Origin of the sequence: Mangrovibacterium marinum (assembly GCF_003046625.1) — a bacterium.
GTDB lineage: Bacteria > Bacteroidota > Bacteroidia > Bacteroidales > Prolixibacteraceae > Mangrovibacterium > Mangrovibacterium marinum.
The window spans coordinates 39,489-55,045 of the sequence record NZ_QAAD01000014.1; the positions used below are offsets into that span (position 1 = coordinate 39,489).

The following is a 15,557-nucleotide window of genomic DNA, read 5'->3' on the forward strand; positions in this document are numbered from 1 at the left end:
TCGTCCCGTACGGGACGGAATAGCCGTGATGGATCTTGTTGGTCTACCCAACTATCATCCCTCCGGGATTTTTCTGTTCCGATCATTTATTTCAGAAAGCTCATCGAGACTTTAGCAGAGCAATGTTGTGCTTGAGGGGCAATGCCATCTGGTGGATAGTTTCTTGCAGGCAAATTTCCGTATTTAAGCTTAGGATGGCTCTATTTGTTACAGGGCAGTGTTCTGTTTGTGAGGATGAATAGGATGTTTACCAATGGCTTTAGCCATTTGATTTGGGTAGCACATAAGCGGAGAACAAGATTGTCCCGTCCCGTGAGGGACGGAATTGTTCAGGGAGATGGTATTGGGCTGGTCGGATGGCAGTGCCTGTAGACGGGCTTGTTTGAACGGTGTTTTTACTGGGCGGGAAGCTGATAAACCCCGAAGCTAGCTTTCTTTCAGCATTTTTATCCGGGCTTTTAGTTCGAAGGTGCGCAAGGCATCTTTATACTGGTTGTGGGCATTCACTTTGTACACGTCGAGCGAAGCATCCGAGTTGTCTTCCCAACGGCGGCATCGGTAAATGGGCTTGTAGATGCGGCCAATTTTCCATTTTCGCGAAATTACCAGACCCATTGCGTAATCTTCGCCATAACTGGTATTTGGAATACGGATGCTGCGGAAGATTGGCGTATAAAATGCCCGCGGTGCCCCCAGGCCGTTGATGCGCAGGGCATTGTTGGGGCCGTTTTCGGGGGTCCATTCGCGGTGATCGATAATTCCCGGAGGGATTTCTTCCAGCTTAAAATTACACATCTGGTAGGAGCCAATCACCATGGCACATTGCTCTTTGTGGAACTCATCGACCACCTGCTGAATGGTGGTTTCGTCCAGGTACAGATCATCGCTGTCGAGCTGAATGGCAAAGCGACCGCACTGGGGGTGAAAAACGGCTTCGTTCCAGCAACCGCCGATGCCCAAATCTTTTCGCTCGGGAATCAGGTGTATTAGCCGCTCGTCGGCATAGCTTTGCAGCAGCTCGGTGGTGCCGTCGGTAGAGTGGTTATCCACCACAATCAGGTTGAAGTTGAATTGGCATTTTTGGTTCAACACCGAATCAACAGCATCCTTGATGGTTTTAATGCGGTTACGAACGGGTATGACCACGCTTGCTTCAACGGGGAAGCCTTCTTCGAACGTTACGGTTTGAAAGTCGGCTTTCAGGAAAGCGCCGATCTTTTGCAGGTGAACGGTACAGGCTTGTTCCATCTCCCGCTGCCGTTCGCGGGCCGAGCTTTGCACATAGTCGAACTGCTTCTCGCCCGACAAGCGGGTGTCGGTTTCCGTCATGCTAAAGAGCAACTCCGGAACACGACGTATTTCACCCATGCGCGAGGCCAGTAGGCGTAAAGCATAGTAACCTGCATGATGCCAGTTGGCCGTTACAGCCGATTCAAAAGTTTTCAGCACATCGCTGCGGTACAGTTGTGCCGGGCCAAAGTTAAAGTCGTCGCGCAAGCTACCTTCCTGGTAATCAATGACCGGATTGGGGCTGAGCACTCCGTTTTTCTCTTCATAATAATCGGCATACAGGAGGGTGGCATCGCTGCCTTCGGCCAGCTGAAGCATCCGTTCCAGGGCATACTGGCCAATGGTGAGTTTTTTGGCGGCCAAGAGCAATAAGCTGTAGGGGCTTGTGGCTGCTTCGGCAATTTGTTGCATGGTTTGGGTCGACCAAAGGTTATCAACCTTTAGGCAGCTGGCACCTTCAAGCTGAACGTGCTGCGGTGCGAGCACAAAAACCGATGCTACCTGTGCCGACTGGTTTAACTGGTCGACAATATCTTGTGTTTGTTCCTGTCCGAGCCAGGCGATAAAACAGTTTGCTTTCATCTGTTAGTATTTAAGTGTTTTGGCCTTGGTTGCCCGACTTTCGTTATTGAGTTTGCCCAGAGCAGTCACCCTGAAATCGTAAGGGCGACGCTTCCCTTTGCGTCGGTCGAGCTTTAGGTGTTGTTCGTTGGTAATGGTATAGATTGAACGCGGATCGTTCAGGTCCGGTTTCTTCCCGGCCGGTGTTTTGTAAACGATATAGCGAATTGCTTCGTCCATTGGATTGTTGAAGCTGGGTTTCTTCCATTTCAACTTGCGGCCGCGTTTTTTCAATTTTCGGGGGCTCTGCGGAGTGGCCGGATCAATCCAGGGCATCTGCGGTGTTAAGGCAGGTGTTGCAAACAGTTTGTTTTGAAGGCTGTCCTGCAAGCCCAGTAAATTGCGTTTAAGATGTTTCACACTGTACAGCGAGCTTCCCTTAATGTTGGGGGTTGTGCGTGTCAGGCGGATTTGTTGAGGCATTTGGTCGGGGCGGGTCCACTCTTCGGTCGCCGACTTGGCATCAATGCGGTATAAGCCCAGTCCGATGTACACGTCGCGCTGAAAAGCGTTTTGGCTCCACCAATCAATGAGGCTGAGGTAGTCGGCCGCGGGATGGCCAATCTGCCAGTATAACTGTGGGGTGATATAGTCGATCCAGCCCTGTTCCAGCCACTTCAGAATGTCGGCATATAAATCGTCGTAATTGGTTACTCCGGCGCGGGTCATCGATCCGCGGGGATCCTGATCGTTATTGCGCCATACCCCAAACGGACTAATGCCGAACTTCACCCAGGGCTTGGTTTCTTTAATGGTTTTGGACAGCAGCTGGATGGTCAGGTCTACATTGTTACGGCGCCAGTCGGCTAGTTGATCGGGGCCAAAATGACGCGGATTTTGAGCAAAGTCGGCCGCATCGGGAAAGGGCACGCCGGCTACCGGATAGGGGTAGAAGTAATCGTCGCAGTGGATGGCGTCAATGTCATAGCGTTGGAGTATGTCGCGAACAACAGCAGCAATGAACTGACGGGTCTCGTCGAGTGCCGGATTAAAGTAGAGTTTTCCGCCATATTCAACCACCCATTCGGGATGTTGAAAGACGATGCTGGAAGAGGAAAGCTCCTCGGTGGCTTTTTGCGCAATGCGGAAGGGATTAATCCAGGCGTGAAACTCCAGTTTGCGCTTATGGGCTTCATCAATCCAGAATTTCAGCGGATCGTAACCGGGATCTTTGCCCGGCGTGCCGGTCAGGTAGCGTGACCAGGGCTCCAACTGTGAAGGGTAAAACGAATCGGCCGTAGGGCGCAGCTGAAAGATGACGGCATTCAGTCCGTTTTCGGCCATCAGGTCGAGCAGGGCTAGGGCTTCCTCCTTTTGTTTTTCGATACTCAGACCCGGCTTCGAAGGCCAGTCGATGTTGTTGACGGTGGCGACCCAGGCCGCCCGAAATTCGTACTTGGGGGGTACTTCGCCCACTGTTGCCAGGCTAACTGCCAGAACGATCAGCAGTGTTGAGGTGATTTTACGGATCATGAAACGGGATTGATTAAACGAATTTTTCTACTCATTAAACGAAAGCAACAAAAATGTTGCCTTTTGCGGACTCTTTCAAACCGAACTCGTCAAAAATAATGATTGCTTGACCAGTACAAGCAAATTTACAGATATTTTGATTTGTTGCGTGGCTGAGTCTATGTTCGATATGCTACATTTGAGGGAAAATCTATAATCAGGAAAGCTATGCTTTTAATTGCCGATAGTGGTTCGACTAAAACAGATTGGCTGGTGGCCGACGACTTTGGGACGACACGCCGTTTTCAAACCTCGGGAATCAACCCGGTTTTTCGTTCTACTGAAGACATACTGGCTGAACTGGGGTCTGTTTTCAAGAAGCAGCATCTTCCGGTTGAGGCTGTCTATTTTTACGGGGCCGGTGTGGTGAATGAGGAAAAGGCCGCCGTGATTCGTCGGGCTTTGCTTACGCTGCTGGGCGATCGGCCTTGCGAAATTGCCAGCGATGTGTTGGGAGCTGCCCGGGCGCTTTGCGGACGTTCGCCAGGTATTGCCTGCATTCTGGGAACCGGCGCCAACGCTTGCTATTACGACGGCCAGCAGGTGGTTTACGGAATCCCTCCGATGGGCTACATCCTGGGCGACGAGGCTTCGGGAGCCGTGATGGGTAAATACCTGCTGGGCGATTATTTTAAGCAAGTGATGCCGGCAGACTTGCGCACAAAGTTTCACCAAAAGTACGGGCTTGACAAGAATGAAGTGATCGATCGGGTTTACCGAGGCGAGAAGCCCAACAAATATCTGGCCTCCTTTGCCATCTTTTTAAATGAAGAGCGGGAGCATCCCTACTGTCATGCGTTTTTGCACGGGCAGTTTCATGCGTTCTTGCAGCGCAATGTCTTGCAAATGCCCGAGTCGGCGAGTTTGCCGGTCAGCTTTGTGGGATCGGTGGCGTATCATTTTCAGGACATCCTGAACGAAGAGCTTTTAAACCTGGGCTTGAACAAAGGCCTTGTTCTGAAAGAACCTATTGACGCTTTGTTTGCCTATCATTCCGCCGAATTTTAAAAAATGCGTAATCGATTGCACTGAGAAAAAGCTGTTTGAATATAAAGCTGTTGCATAAAAGTAAAAAACACGTTTAATAATTCTTGAAAATTCGTTTTCGTTATCAATAAAATCATATATTTGCGATCTATTGATGTGTTTTGTGTGTCAAATCCAATTTGATATACAGGCACATAAATCAAGTAGTGATCCGGCTTTGGCCGGAGAAACTCATGGTTTAATAGGTTTAGTTGGTTTAGGTTAGTTTCGGGAAACCGGAACGGAAAGGCAATCGGGAGGTTGCCTTTTTTCGTTTGTGTGCCCCCGGGCATGGGGGTTTGCGAAAATCATCGTGGAACTTGGTCGTCTTCCAAGCGTAACTACAGGTAGAGCGCAGGCCGTTATTGGCCGTGTTTTAACGCCCCGGAGATTGACACGATGAAAAGAAGGCTGAAATATTGGTGGCATCTGTTGCTGTTGGTTGTGCTGTTGCCTGGTTGTGCAAAGACGGATGAGGATGTTGGTCGCCCGGAGAACTTTCTGCAAGTTCAGGATCGGGTGTATGAACTCAACTACGGTTATCTGGAAGATTGGGGCCGGGGAGATTATTATCAGGGCGATAATGTTGATTTAGTGCTGGTCTCGGAGGGCATTTCGATCAACTTTGATAATTACGACGTGTCGGGCTCGGGGCACATCTTGTATCTCGAGCTTTTTACCGATCGCAAGGCGGGTGTTGCGAGGGGGAAATATCGCTACTCCAATGCCGAACCCTACCAGACCGGCACGTTCGACGATGGCGAATACCTGGTTAATTTCGACATTGTCACCGAGGAGGCCCAGTCAGTCGGCTATTTTAAAAGTGGTGTCGTCACCGTAAAACGGCGGGGCGCTGTTTATGAAATTACGATCCATGGAACCGATCTGGCAGGCCGGAAAATTACCGGATTTTACAAAGGACGCCTCAAACTGCTCGATGTAGAGTCGTTCTTTCAGATGAGCACCGAAGAGCTTGACCGCGACCGCTTCCAGATTCTGCCGGATGTGTATTGATGCGCGGCCCTCAGAGCGGCTTTGCCCGCAAAATGTTGGAATTAGATTTCACCCAGTATGGTCTTGGCTTTTACAACCGAAATTACTTTCTCGAAACTAATGCTCAGCTTGCCGTTCTTTTCTTTCATGCGGCATTTGTTTGGGTTGTGCTGCACAAAGCTCAATACCTTTGTAAATACCTCCGATTGGTAGAACGGCGATTGTTGGTCGGAAATGAAGTAACAGGTCATCTTCTTATTTTTCAGGATGATGCGTTCGATGCCAAGGCTGATGGCTACCCAACGCAAGCGAACCACTTCGAGCAGCTCGATACTTGGTGCGGGCAGTTTCCCAAAGCGGTCGATCAGGCTTAACTCAAACTGCTGCAGGGTTTCCTCGTTTTCCATGCTGTCCAGTTCGCGGTACATGAGCATCCGTTCCGAAACGCTCTGGATGTAGGCATCGGGAAAGAGCAGCTCCATGTCGGTGTCGATCTGGCAGTCGCTGATGAATTTATTTTTCAGGAACGCTTTGCTGGCGTCTTCTTGTTCGTCGGCAAACAGATCCTTGTATTCGGTTTGTTTCAACTCCTGGATGGCTTCATTCAGAATGCGGTGATAGGTTTCGTAGCCAATGTCGGCAATAAAACCACTTTGCTCGGCTCCCAGCAAGTCGCCGGCACCACGGATGTCGAGGTCGCGCATGGCAATATTGAAACCGCTGCCCAACTCCGAAAATTCTTCAATAGCCTGCAAGCGCCGGCGCGCTTCGGTACTAACCAGCGACATGGGCGGCGTTAACAGGTAACAAAAGGCCTTTTTGTTGGAACGGCCAACACGGCCGCGCAGCTGATGTAAATCACTCAGCCCAAAGTTCTCCGCATGGTTAATGATGATGGTATTTGCATTCGGAATATCCAGCCCCGCCTCAATGATGGTTGTGGCAATCAGCACATCCTGTTCGCCATTGATGAAGTCGAGCATAATCTTTTCCAGCTTTGGTCCTTCCATCTGGCCGTGCCCAACGGCAGTTTTCACGCCGGGAACAATGCGTTTGATGGTTGCTTCCACCTCGTAAATATTTTGCACCCGGTTGTGGATGAAGAATACCTGTCCGTTGCGTGCCATTTCATATTGAATGGCTTCGCGAATGATGTCCTCGTTGAACCCGTGTAGCTCGGTAACAATGGGGTATCGGTTGGGCGGCGGTGTTTGAATAATGGACAAGTCTCGGGCACCCATCAGCGAGAATTGCAGGGTGCGCGGAATGGGCGTTGCCGTTAGTGTGAGCGTATCTACATTCACCTTCAGCTGTTTCAGCTTTTCCTTCACCGACACGCCAAACTTCTGCTCCTCGTCGACAATCAGCAGCCCCAGGTCGTTAAATTTCACATCTTTCCCCACCAGCCGGTGCGTGCCAATCAGGATGTCAACTTTGCCATCGGTCACATCTTTCAGAATTTTTCGCACTTCGGCAGCGGGTCGTAAGCGGCTGATGTATTCTACCCGAACAGGGAAATCCTTCAAGCGGTCGCTAAAGGTTTTGTAATGCTGAAGGGCTAAAATGGTTGTTGGAACCAGTACCGCCACTTGCTTGCTGTCGGCAGCAGCTTTAAAGGCAGCGCGCACAGCAATCTCGGTTTTTCCGAATCCAACATCGCCGCATACCAGACGGTCCATCGGGATGGGGCGTTCCATATCTTCTTTCACCGCGGCGGTGGTCTTCACCTGGTCGGGGGTATCTTCAAAAATGAAGGAGGCTTCCAGTTCGTCCTGCAAGTACGAGTCGTGCGGGAAGGCATGTCCCATTTCCTGGCGGCGTTTGGCATACAGGCCAATCAAGTCGCGGGCAATATCTTTTACCTTCGACTTGGTTTTGTCTTTCAGTTTTTGCCAGGCACCACTGCCCAGTTTGTTAATCTTTGGCTCAACGCCTTCTTTGCCTTTGTATTTCGATATGCGGTGCAGCGAGTGGATGCTGACCAGCAACACATCGTTGTCGCGATAGGTCAGGCGGATGGATTCCTGCATTTTCCCGTTAATCTCGCTTTTCACCAGTCCGGCGAACTTGCCAATACCGTGGTCGATGTGCACCACATAATCTCCCGGAGTCAACTTGTTCAGCTCCTTGATGGTGATGCTTTCCTTTTGCTCTTTCTTGCTGCGTGTCTTGAAACGGTGGTAACGTTCAAAAATCTGATGATCGGTGTAGCAGCAAACTTTCAGGTCGTGGTCCACAAAGCCTTCGTGGACGGTAAAGTTCAGGGGTGTAAATTTCACATTCAAGCCCTGGTCGTCGAAGATGGCTTTCAGGCGCTCAATCTGTTTTTCGCTGGTCGACAGGATGAAGTTTTGATAGCCGTTAGCCAGATTTTGCTGCATGTTTTGCGCTAGCAGCTGGAAGTTTTTGTTGAAAACAGGTTGTGGCAAGCTGTTGAACTCGAGTATCTTGTCGGCTTGAAAGCCGGTTTGTGAATTACAAGCCACCAGCCGAAACGGACTGGCCGCCTCCCGGAACTCTTTGCCCGAAACAATGCGTTCGGCAATATCTTCTTCCTGCCCTTCCAACCCAAGAGTGCTGTTGTAAAACTGTTCCATTAGTTCGCAGATCAGCTGCAGGTCGTTGAAAAACAGCAGGCTGCTCTCGGGAATGAATTTTAGGAAATTGGCACGGCTGGCATCCTTCAGGCTGCTTTTTACATTGGGGATGATGACAATCTTGTTGAGCTGATCTTTCGAGATCTGTGTTTCAATGTCGAAACTGCGGATGCTGTCCACCTCATCGCCAAAGAAGTCGAGCCGGTAGGGATCTTCGTTTGAAAAGGAAAAAATATCAACCAGGCTGCCGCGAATGGAATATTGTCCCGGCTCGTAAACAAAGTCAACCCGCTCGAACCCATATTCAAACAGCACATCATTTAAGAAATCGATTGAAAGATTGTCGCCCTTAATGACGGCGAAACTGTTCAGATCCAGTGCCTCGATGGTGATTACCTGTTCGACCAAGGCTTCGGGATAGGTCACAATTTTGACCGGCTTGCCCTGGCGAACCTGGTTTAACACCTCGGTGCGCTGAATGATGTTTTCCTGTTCGAGGTGCTCGGGATGAATCATCCGCTTGTACGATCCGGGGAAGAACAGCAGTTGAGCATCTGTTTTCAGGTTTTGCAGGTCGTCGTAAAAATACGAAGCTTGCTCCTTGTCGTCCAGGATAAACAGTTGAACTTGCTGTTCCTGCTCGGCCAGAAGCGAGGCAAAAACAGTTTTTAACGATCCTACCAGTCCTTTGAGTTGGGTCTTCGATCCGGTTTTGGCGATCTGGCTGAAAGCTTGTTGAAAAGTATTGTGTTCGCGGTATAGTTTACGAAAATCTGCTAATTCCAAGGTTGAAAAATTTTGATGGCTAAGATACAAAATTGTTTTTGGCTATTGTTTCCTTGCCGGTAAGGAGGGTGAAAAAGCTTCTGCGGGCTGAACCAAAAACGGCTATTCGTGTTGAAATATCCAGATAATTAAATATGAAATTCAAAAATCAACGATGCTACACACAAATTTGAAACATGTTCTGTCGGCTGCCGACCATCAGAAGCTGATTGCCGAAAATGAAAATGTAATGATCTGCTGCGGACGAATGGGGCCCATGTGTGTTCCGGTTTATGCCGCTATGACTAAATTGGAAAGTCAATTTCCACAGGTTGTTTTTGCCGACATGGAATTTGACATCCCGGATGCGGCCGTGATTCGCGATGCTCCGCAATGCCGCAACTTTATGGGCCTTCCCTTTGTGATGTATTACAAGAATGGTAAAGTGGCACACGCTTCGAGCAGCATCTTGTCAACAGCGCAAATTGAAGCGGTCCTGCATGAGAAGCTATTGAAATAAACAGTTGCAGCGACATTTAATGAGGGGTAAACACCGATTGCGAGGAGAAAATGAAGGAAGGCATTTTAGTCGGGCCTTCCTTTATTTAGTCGATTTTATTCTATTAAAGGAGTTTTGCTTTCCGCAATTCAAATTCCTGGTCGGAAATAACGCCTTTTTCCTTCAGCTCGTGGAGTTTGCCTAATTCTTCGGCTGTGTTAACACCTCCCGAAACGCCGGCGACTTGGCCATTGTTGTATTTCTGGTTAAAAGCATCGTCGCTTATGGTCAAAAAGATGATGAAGTCGACAAATGCGATGACTGCGGGGATAAAGGTCCAGCAGAATAAAAGGTATAAGATACCGCGACCGGTTTGTCCCAGGTAAAAGCGGTGAACACCGATGCCTCCCAAAAAGAAGGCAAGAATTGCAGCAGTTGTTTTGCTTTTCATTTTTTTTTGGTTTTTGAAAGTTAGTAAAAAGTGAATTTTGTTGTGAATGCCAACTTCAGAGTGGGGTAGATTGTTCAGCGCGCTGGATAATCGTGTTCTTCGATCTGAAAACTAGCGTTCAGCTTTGACTTTCCCAAGTTAATGCAAACTTATCAAAATGCAAATACGCTTAAGCGAAAATTAATGATTGTTTTTAGGTGCGCAGACGGTGAGTGTTTTCGGGGTATTTTTGTTTGTGGTTTATGTTTCCCTTTGTGTGGGCTGTTCGCATCGTTACCAACGACGAAAATCAGGCCGGAAGTACGGTCTGATTAAGCTTGAAGACAATATGGTGCTGGTCGTTTTCATCCTGTGGATGGTCGAACCGAGCCAGTTGTGTTTCTTCTGTTTGACGTAATGCCCGAATCGGCCAAAAGTTGAAGGCGTTGATTCTGTCGGCGATGCCTTTTGGGGGGGGTATTTACCTGTGACGAAAAAATTGTCGGGGGCAGCACTGGCTACCCGCAGATTGATTCTTCCTGTTGCAATGCAGCGGTTTTTAAAAATTGCAAGGGGGTTATTCCCACTTCATTTTTAAACGAGGCGTAAAAGGTTGATTGGGATGAGAAGCCGGCTTCGAAGCCAATTTCTTTCATCAGGATGGTTTCGGATTTGCGCTCACAGATGATTTTTTTGCAGTAAGATATGCGATGGTGGTTAATCAGGGCATTGAAATTACACTTAAATTCCCGGTTGATTAATTGTGATACATAAGTGGTGTTGGTGCCCAGCATTTGAGCCAGTTTATCGAGTGAAAGGTCATGTTGTTTGAAGATTTGTTGTTGCTCCAGCAGTTCATTAAGCTTTTGTAACAAGAGGTTGTCGTCGTTCATTACCCGACTGTGCGGAGGGCTTTCGGCCAGTAGCTGATTGATTAGGGCTTGTTTTTGCTGGTTTTGTAAATGTTGCTTGTAAAGGGCCGCAACCGCCTTATTGCGGATTCGTTTGTTGGCAGCTATCAAAACGCCTATTTGCAGTATCAGCACCAGGACAATGACCACCGCAATTGCCAGCGTTCGCGAGTTTTTCAGCTGCTGTTGCTGGAGGTCGATCAATTGGTCTTTCTCCCGACTTTCGTATTGCACCATCAGTTCTTTTAGCTTGTCATCGGCTTCGCGGGTGTCGGCTTGCTTTTGAAAGTTCAGGTAGTCGGTTACGTAATCAATCGCCCGGGGATAGTCTTTTTCCTGTTTGTACAGTTCGTAGATCGACTTGCTGAGTTTGGCCTTCCATAGCGGTGATTCCAGTGAGTCGGCCAGTGGCATGGCCTCCTTCAGTGCTGCCTTGGCCTGGTCTATCTGCCCGGCTTTAATGCAGGCGTCGGCCAGTGCTTTGTAGCTGCGCAGGATGGATAAATGCCCGAGGCCAGCCTTTTTTTTGTGCCTCAGTGCTTCGCAGTAATACTGAATAGCTTGTGTCGTGTTTCCAAGTCGCTTGTTGTATTGTCCCAGGTTGGTGAGTGCAACAGCAATGGCCTCGGGGTTTCGCATTTTTGTGGCTTCGTTCAGCGATTGGTGAAATAGTTCATTGGCTTTTTCGTTATTGCCTATTTCGGTGTATATAATGGCCATTCCTTCCAGCCCTGCGCGGATTTCTTTGCGGTTATTTTGCTGTTGGGCCAGCGCCAATTGCTTTTCTTGCCAGATTAAAGCTTCGCTGTAGCGTCTCTGTGTGCGATATAACCGAGCTATACCTTGGTAAATGAGCAGCAATTGGAAGTTATTTCCGTTCCTGATGGCAATTTGTTCAGCGGTTAGGAAGTGTTTATAAGCCTGTGCAAACTCCCTTTGGAAACGACAGCTTTTCCCCAATACATACTGATAATAGTCGCGATCCTTGCTGATGCTGTTGCTCGCCAAAATGCTGTCGGCTTTATGAAGATAGGGGCTTGCCTGGATGAATTTGCCTACCTTCATGAAACGCAAAGCACGGGCTCCGGCACAATCGGCGGCATATTGGGGGTTTTTGTACTTTGCTGCCAGTTTTTCGGCTTGTGTCAGGTATTGTTCAAAGCGTACAAATCGTTTCAGGTTGGCTGCATCGCGGGCAGCATTAATCAATAATTGGTATCTCAGCCTGGAGTCTTTTCTTAACAACGATAAGCCTTCGTCGAAACAAATTAGCGCACTGTCCAAATCTATTTTTTTATGGAAATACATCGCCTTTATGTGGGCTATTTTGGCCAGCGACTCCTTGTCTTTTGTTTGTGTCCGGTAGTGGGCGGCTTGTCTTACGAACAGTTGCTGATCCTGTTTCATGCTCTTGGCATTTTCCCGGGCGTGTTGATATAGTTGTTCAATAGCCCAATCGGGCTGTGGGGTGGAGCACTGACAGCCGCAAAGGAGCAAAATACAGGTGGACAGGTGGCGTAAAAATCGGTTCATTTCAGCAGTTGTTTGGTTTCTTTCGTCCGTTAGCCATGTAGACTAGCGGGGCGCGGTTGTTATGTTTAGGTTGATGCAAAGATATATAATGACTGTTTTGTTCTGTAATGAATTTGTAACTTATTTTCGAATTCCGAAAACTTTAAAAAGGATTCCGAAAACTTTTAAAGCGATAAAAGCGCTTGTTTTTAAAGTAGTTCTTTGGTTAGGTTTGTGTCGGTCGGTAAACAGGCATAAGATCATCCGATCATATAGAAACGTCATTCTTGTTTTGTTATTCATTTATTTGTTAAAAGGATCTGGCTGTCGTTTTTTAATTGGCGATGGGCTAGCAAAGTCTGCCGAACAGGAGTGCAGGGTTGTTCGGGCTGTTGGTCGTCCGGGGGAGATTTCCCGTGGATAAGCAATTGCCGGCGACTGTGGATTTGTCACGTTTTTCACGTTCTAAAATAAATAACCAAAGAAAAAAACATGATTAAAAAATCAATTTTAGCCCTGTTGCTATTGGCTTGTTGCGGATTTGGAGTGTCGGCACAGCGACTGAAAGGACCGGAAGCGGTGAGTTATTTTCAGGCTCCGAGTAACGGTATCGAGTTTACAAAAGCAGATGTATATCTGTCGAACGATGATGTGCTGGAAGCAGCCAAAAAAGAAGAGACAAAGTCGAAAATATCCGGTTTGGGCTCTAAGCTGGGCGGACTGGGCAATATGGTTGCCGGCGCAGCCAATTCGGCCATCGACGCGACTGCCAATCTCAATAAGATGCTGGATGCCTACAAAGATGATAAAGGACGTTTTGGTGTGTGGAGTTTTGTGCCTCCCTATGTGCAATTACCCGAAGAGGTGGAAAAAAGGGTAAACGTTGAAATTTTTGTGTTTAATGAAGATGATCCTTCACCAAGCGCATCGATGCCTACCACACCCGACAAGGATGGTTATTACGATATCCCCTACTATGTGAACTGTCGCTACAAAGTGGTCGACCAGCGTGGCAATGTGCTTTTGGAAGAAAACCTGGGCGTTTTGCAAGGAAGTTCGAAAACCAAAGATTATACACCGGCAGCTCCGGCCAGTTCGCTGAAAGGAAGCATCGGGGCCGGATTTGCCGCAACAAAAAAAGATGCAGCATCGCAGGCTGACGCCCTGGCATCCGGAGACCTGGAGGATGAAGTGCCTATTCAGTATCAGATTGGAACCAATGCGGCTTACAATGCGGTGCGCACAGCTGTGTTTGCGCGTTACGGATTCGGTCAGTTTTTTGCCCCTATTAAGTTGGCAGTCATTAAAGAATCGAAGGAATCGAAAAAGATGATTGCGCCAACATTGGCTGCTTTCGAAGGCAAAAAGGGATTGTTGCTGACAAAACCGGAAAAGGAGCAGGTAGCTGCTTTTGCCCGGGAGATGGAGCAGGTGTTGCCTGCGGTTAGCTCGAAAGAAAAATGGGCTGTACTGCATAACCTTTCGGTTTGCTATGCCTGGTTGGAGGATGCTGCTAAAGCTTCGGACTATTATCAGCAATATACGGACGAAATTCAGTCGACCATCGGGAAGATGGAGTATTGGAATAAATTTTTGAATGCCGGTATGAAGGAACGCATGGCCATTCAAAAAGAAATGAAGGAGAAATTTGGCTCTTCGTCGTTGGGGACAGCCGAGTTGAAACAGTATCAGGAATACAACAACATCAGGTATTTCGTGAATTATTACCCGGCTGGTGCCAATCGTTATCAGCCCATGCTTACTGCGATCAACCGCGACCTGAAACGTTTTGTCGATTTCTATGCGGTTAACGATTTGTTGTGTCAGATGTTCGAAATAGATTTTCCTTACCAGTTTTTCCCCTTGAACGACTTTGCCGGATCGCCTAAAGATATGCGGGCAACCGTTGTGAAAGAAGGAATGGCTCCGATTGAGTACCGCGTAAAATTCAATTCGAAAAGAGAGATTAAAGAGTTGGCGGCCGATCAGGTTGCTGTAGCCGACGATGGCTCGAAAGTCAAGCTGGAAACCCGCGATATCATGCCTCAGTACGATGCCGACAATAAATACACCGGCATTTCGACCGACGCAGGTTTTTGGGCACAGGTGGTTGCCGACAATACCTATACGGGCTTAAACGCCATTAACGACCCCTTGCTGAAAAAGACTTACGGTATAGCCAATAATATTACTAAAAATGTGGGGCTGTTTGGAGGTAAGGCTTCCGACGAAAAAGTACAGCTGAAGGTCGATTTGGATGGTAACCTGTATTTTACCGGTAGTTCCAGTTATTATCGGGCAAATTCGTTCTTCAAAGAGATGCTGAACTCGATGGGCGTTGAGGCTAAGCGGGTTGATACGCGTAGTGAGTTCTTCACCAAAGCAAATATTAACGAGGATGGCGTGATGACTTCCTGGAACTGGCAGGGCGATGTGGTGACCAACTTCGGTGGTGTGCTGTCGGGGCGTGTTCAGCGCTTGAGTGCCAAACCGATGGTTCGCAGTATCGACTTTGAGGGAGCCGACGACAAAGGAAATCCGACCAAGATTGATTTTAATTTTAAGCTCGACGGGACAATGGAGTTGGAAGAAAAGGCTAAGGGAATGGCTTTTGTCAATAAGTACATCGCCGATTTGAATGGTCCGTTGCCAACCATATCGAAAGATACCTACGAGTTCGATGTGAATACGACCTGGGCTTGTGCTTTCGAGTACGATGATCAAGGCAACTGGGTGAAGATGAAAATCGGTCCTTACACGGCTGAACGTACCTTTAAATATTAAGCTTAGAGCTGTTGAGGTGAGTGGAGCATGTTTCTCCACTTTCCTTCATTTTGTTAACCCTTCCTTGAAATTTTATACCATGAAACGATTTGTTGTTTTGATAGGTCTGATGGTTTTGGGCCTGGTTGGTTCTGCACAGATGAAGACAATTGTTACCAGCTTGGCCGATGAGGCGCTCAACAAGGTAAAGCCTTTTGTGTTGGTCGATCAGGCGACCGGTTATGTAATGGCTCAAAAGCCGGTTAAGTACAATTCCGAAGCGGATATGCCGGAGTGTTATTTTACAACGCTTCCTGTTAGCGAAATCGGCCTTACGGTTTGCAATGCCAGTCGTATTTTGGCCATTAATACCCGGGTCAACTCCGACGCTTTCGCCATCAACCTGAATCAGGACGAAAAGGAAATCTTTTTCTCGCCGCGCAAATATCTGGCTACAGCTAAGTGGAGTTACCTCTGGGAGCCTCGTGTTGAAGGTAATTGGGTGTGCTTTCGCAATGTGTTACAGCAGGATGTTTATTTGGCGGTCGACAATAGCGGGAATTATCAGAAAGCAGACGCCGCACATGCTTCACGCTGGCAGTTGATCTGGAGCGGGGAACACAACTAATAGATCTACA

Annotated in this window: 10 protein-coding genes; 5 read left to right on the forward strand and 5 right to left on the reverse strand. The window is 48.1% G+C overall.

The window, feature by feature from the left end; all coding sequences use genetic code 11:
* Positions 1-426 precede the first annotated feature (426 nt).
* Both C8N47_RS13220 and C8N47_RS13225 read right to left on the reverse strand, forming a co-directional pair.
* Positions 427-1,872 carry a glycosyltransferase family 2 protein gene (locus tag C8N47_RS13220; RefSeq protein WP_107823047.1) on the reverse strand — a complete coding sequence of 482 codons (1,446 nt, stop codon included), beginning with the start codon at positions 1,870-1,872 and terminating at the stop codon, positions 427-429.
* Positions 1,873-1,875: 3 nt separating this feature from the next.
* Positions 1,876-3,384 carry a glycoside hydrolase family 10-like protein gene (locus tag C8N47_RS13225; RefSeq protein ID WP_245915715.1) on the reverse strand — a complete coding sequence of 503 codons (1,509 nt, stop codon included), beginning with the start codon at positions 3,382-3,384 and terminating at the stop codon, positions 1,876-1,878.
* 207 nt (positions 3,385-3,591) lie between these two features.
* Here C8N47_RS13225 and C8N47_RS13230 point away from each other — a divergent pair, with 207 nt between their 5' ends.
* The gene (locus tag C8N47_RS13230; RefSeq protein WP_107823048.1) at positions 3,592-4,431 is read left to right on the forward strand and encodes an ATPase; all 840 of its coding nucleotides are present in this window, start codon (positions 3,592-3,594) and stop codon (positions 4,429-4,431) included.
* A gap of 417 nt (positions 4,432-4,848) precedes the next feature.
* The gene (locus C8N47_RS13240; RefSeq protein ID WP_107823050.1) at positions 4,849-5,463 is read left to right on the forward strand and encodes a hypothetical protein; all 615 of its coding nucleotides are present in this window, start codon (positions 4,849-4,851) and stop codon (positions 5,461-5,463) included.
* A gap of 41 nt (positions 5,464-5,504) precedes the next feature.
* Here the strand turns inward: C8N47_RS13240 and mfd are convergent, their stop codons facing one another.
* Complete coding sequence (gene mfd, locus C8N47_RS13245; RefSeq protein ID WP_107823051.1) at positions 5,505-8,825, reverse strand: transcription-repair coupling factor; 3,321 nt, start codon at positions 8,823-8,825, stop codon at positions 5,505-5,507.
* A gap of 154 nt (positions 8,826-8,979) precedes the next feature.
* Between mfd and C8N47_RS13250 the strand changes: the two genes are divergently transcribed.
* Entirely contained in the window at positions 8,980-9,324 is a 345-nt protein-coding gene (locus tag C8N47_RS13250) for a thioredoxin domain-containing protein (RefSeq protein WP_107823052.1), read from the forward strand.
* A 103-nt stretch (positions 9,325-9,427) separates the two neighbouring features.
* On the opposite strand, the gene C8N47_RS13255 is transcribed toward C8N47_RS13250, so the two are convergent.
* Together C8N47_RS13255 and C8N47_RS13260 are read right to left on the reverse strand one after the other, a co-directional pair.
* On the reverse strand, positions 9,428-9,754 hold the full coding sequence (locus C8N47_RS13255) for an NINE protein (protein WP_107823053.1): 327 nt from the start codon (positions 9,752-9,754) through the stop codon (positions 9,428-9,430).
* Positions 9,755-10,251: 497 nt separating this feature from the next.
* Positions 10,252-12,177, reverse strand: coding sequence for a tetratricopeptide repeat protein (locus C8N47_RS13260; RefSeq protein ID WP_107823054.1), 1,926 nt, complete (start codon positions 12,175-12,177; stop codon positions 10,252-10,254).
* A 471-nt stretch (positions 12,178-12,648) separates the two neighbouring features.
* Here C8N47_RS13260 and C8N47_RS13265 point away from each other — a divergent pair, with 471 nt between their 5' ends.
* Positions 12,649-14,940, forward strand: a complete 2,292-nt coding sequence (locus C8N47_RS13265) for a hypothetical protein (RefSeq protein ID WP_107823055.1) — start codon at positions 12,649-12,651, stop codon at positions 14,938-14,940.
* 79 nt (positions 14,941-15,019) lie between these two features.
* Positions 15,020-15,547 (forward strand): hypothetical protein, encoded by a 528-nt coding sequence (locus C8N47_RS13270; RefSeq protein WP_107823056.1) that lies wholly within the window; start codon positions 15,020-15,022, stop codon positions 15,545-15,547.
* Positions 15,548-15,557 lie beyond the last annotated feature (10 nt).

Bases quoted from the DNA above. Each gene is read 5' to 3' on its own strand.
- C8N47_RS13240 (WP_107823050.1), top strand. From the start codon at position 4,849: ATGAAAAGAAGGCTGAAATATTGGTGGCATCTGTTGCTGTTGGTTGTG.
- C8N47_RS13255 (WP_107823053.1), bottom strand. From the start codon at position 9,754: ATGAAAAGCAAAACAACTGCTGCAATTCTTGCCTTCTTTTTGGGAGGC.
- C8N47_RS13220 (WP_107823047.1), bottom strand. From the start codon at position 1,872: ATGAAAGCAAACTGTTTTATCGCCTGGCTCGGACAGGAACAAACACAA.
- C8N47_RS13270 (WP_107823056.1), top strand. From the start codon at position 15,020: ATGAAACGATTTGTTGTTTTGATAGGTCTGATGGTTTTGGGCCTGGTT.
- C8N47_RS13225 (WP_245915715.1), bottom strand. From the start codon at position 3,384: ATGATCCGTAAAATCACCTCAACACTGCTGATCGTTCTGGCAGTTAGC.
- C8N47_RS13250 (WP_107823052.1), top strand. From the start codon at position 8,980: ATGCTACACACAAATTTGAAACATGTTCTGTCGGCTGCCGACCATCAG.
- C8N47_RS13265 (WP_107823055.1), top strand. From the start codon at position 12,649: ATGATTAAAAAATCAATTTTAGCCCTGTTGCTATTGGCTTGTTGCGGA.
- C8N47_RS13230 (WP_107823048.1), top strand. From the start codon at position 3,592: ATGCTTTTAATTGCCGATAGTGGTTCGACTAAAACAGATTGGCTGGTG.
- C8N47_RS13260 (WP_107823054.1), bottom strand. From the start codon at position 12,177: ATGAACCGATTTTTACGCCACCTGTCCACCTGTATTTTGCTCCTTTGC.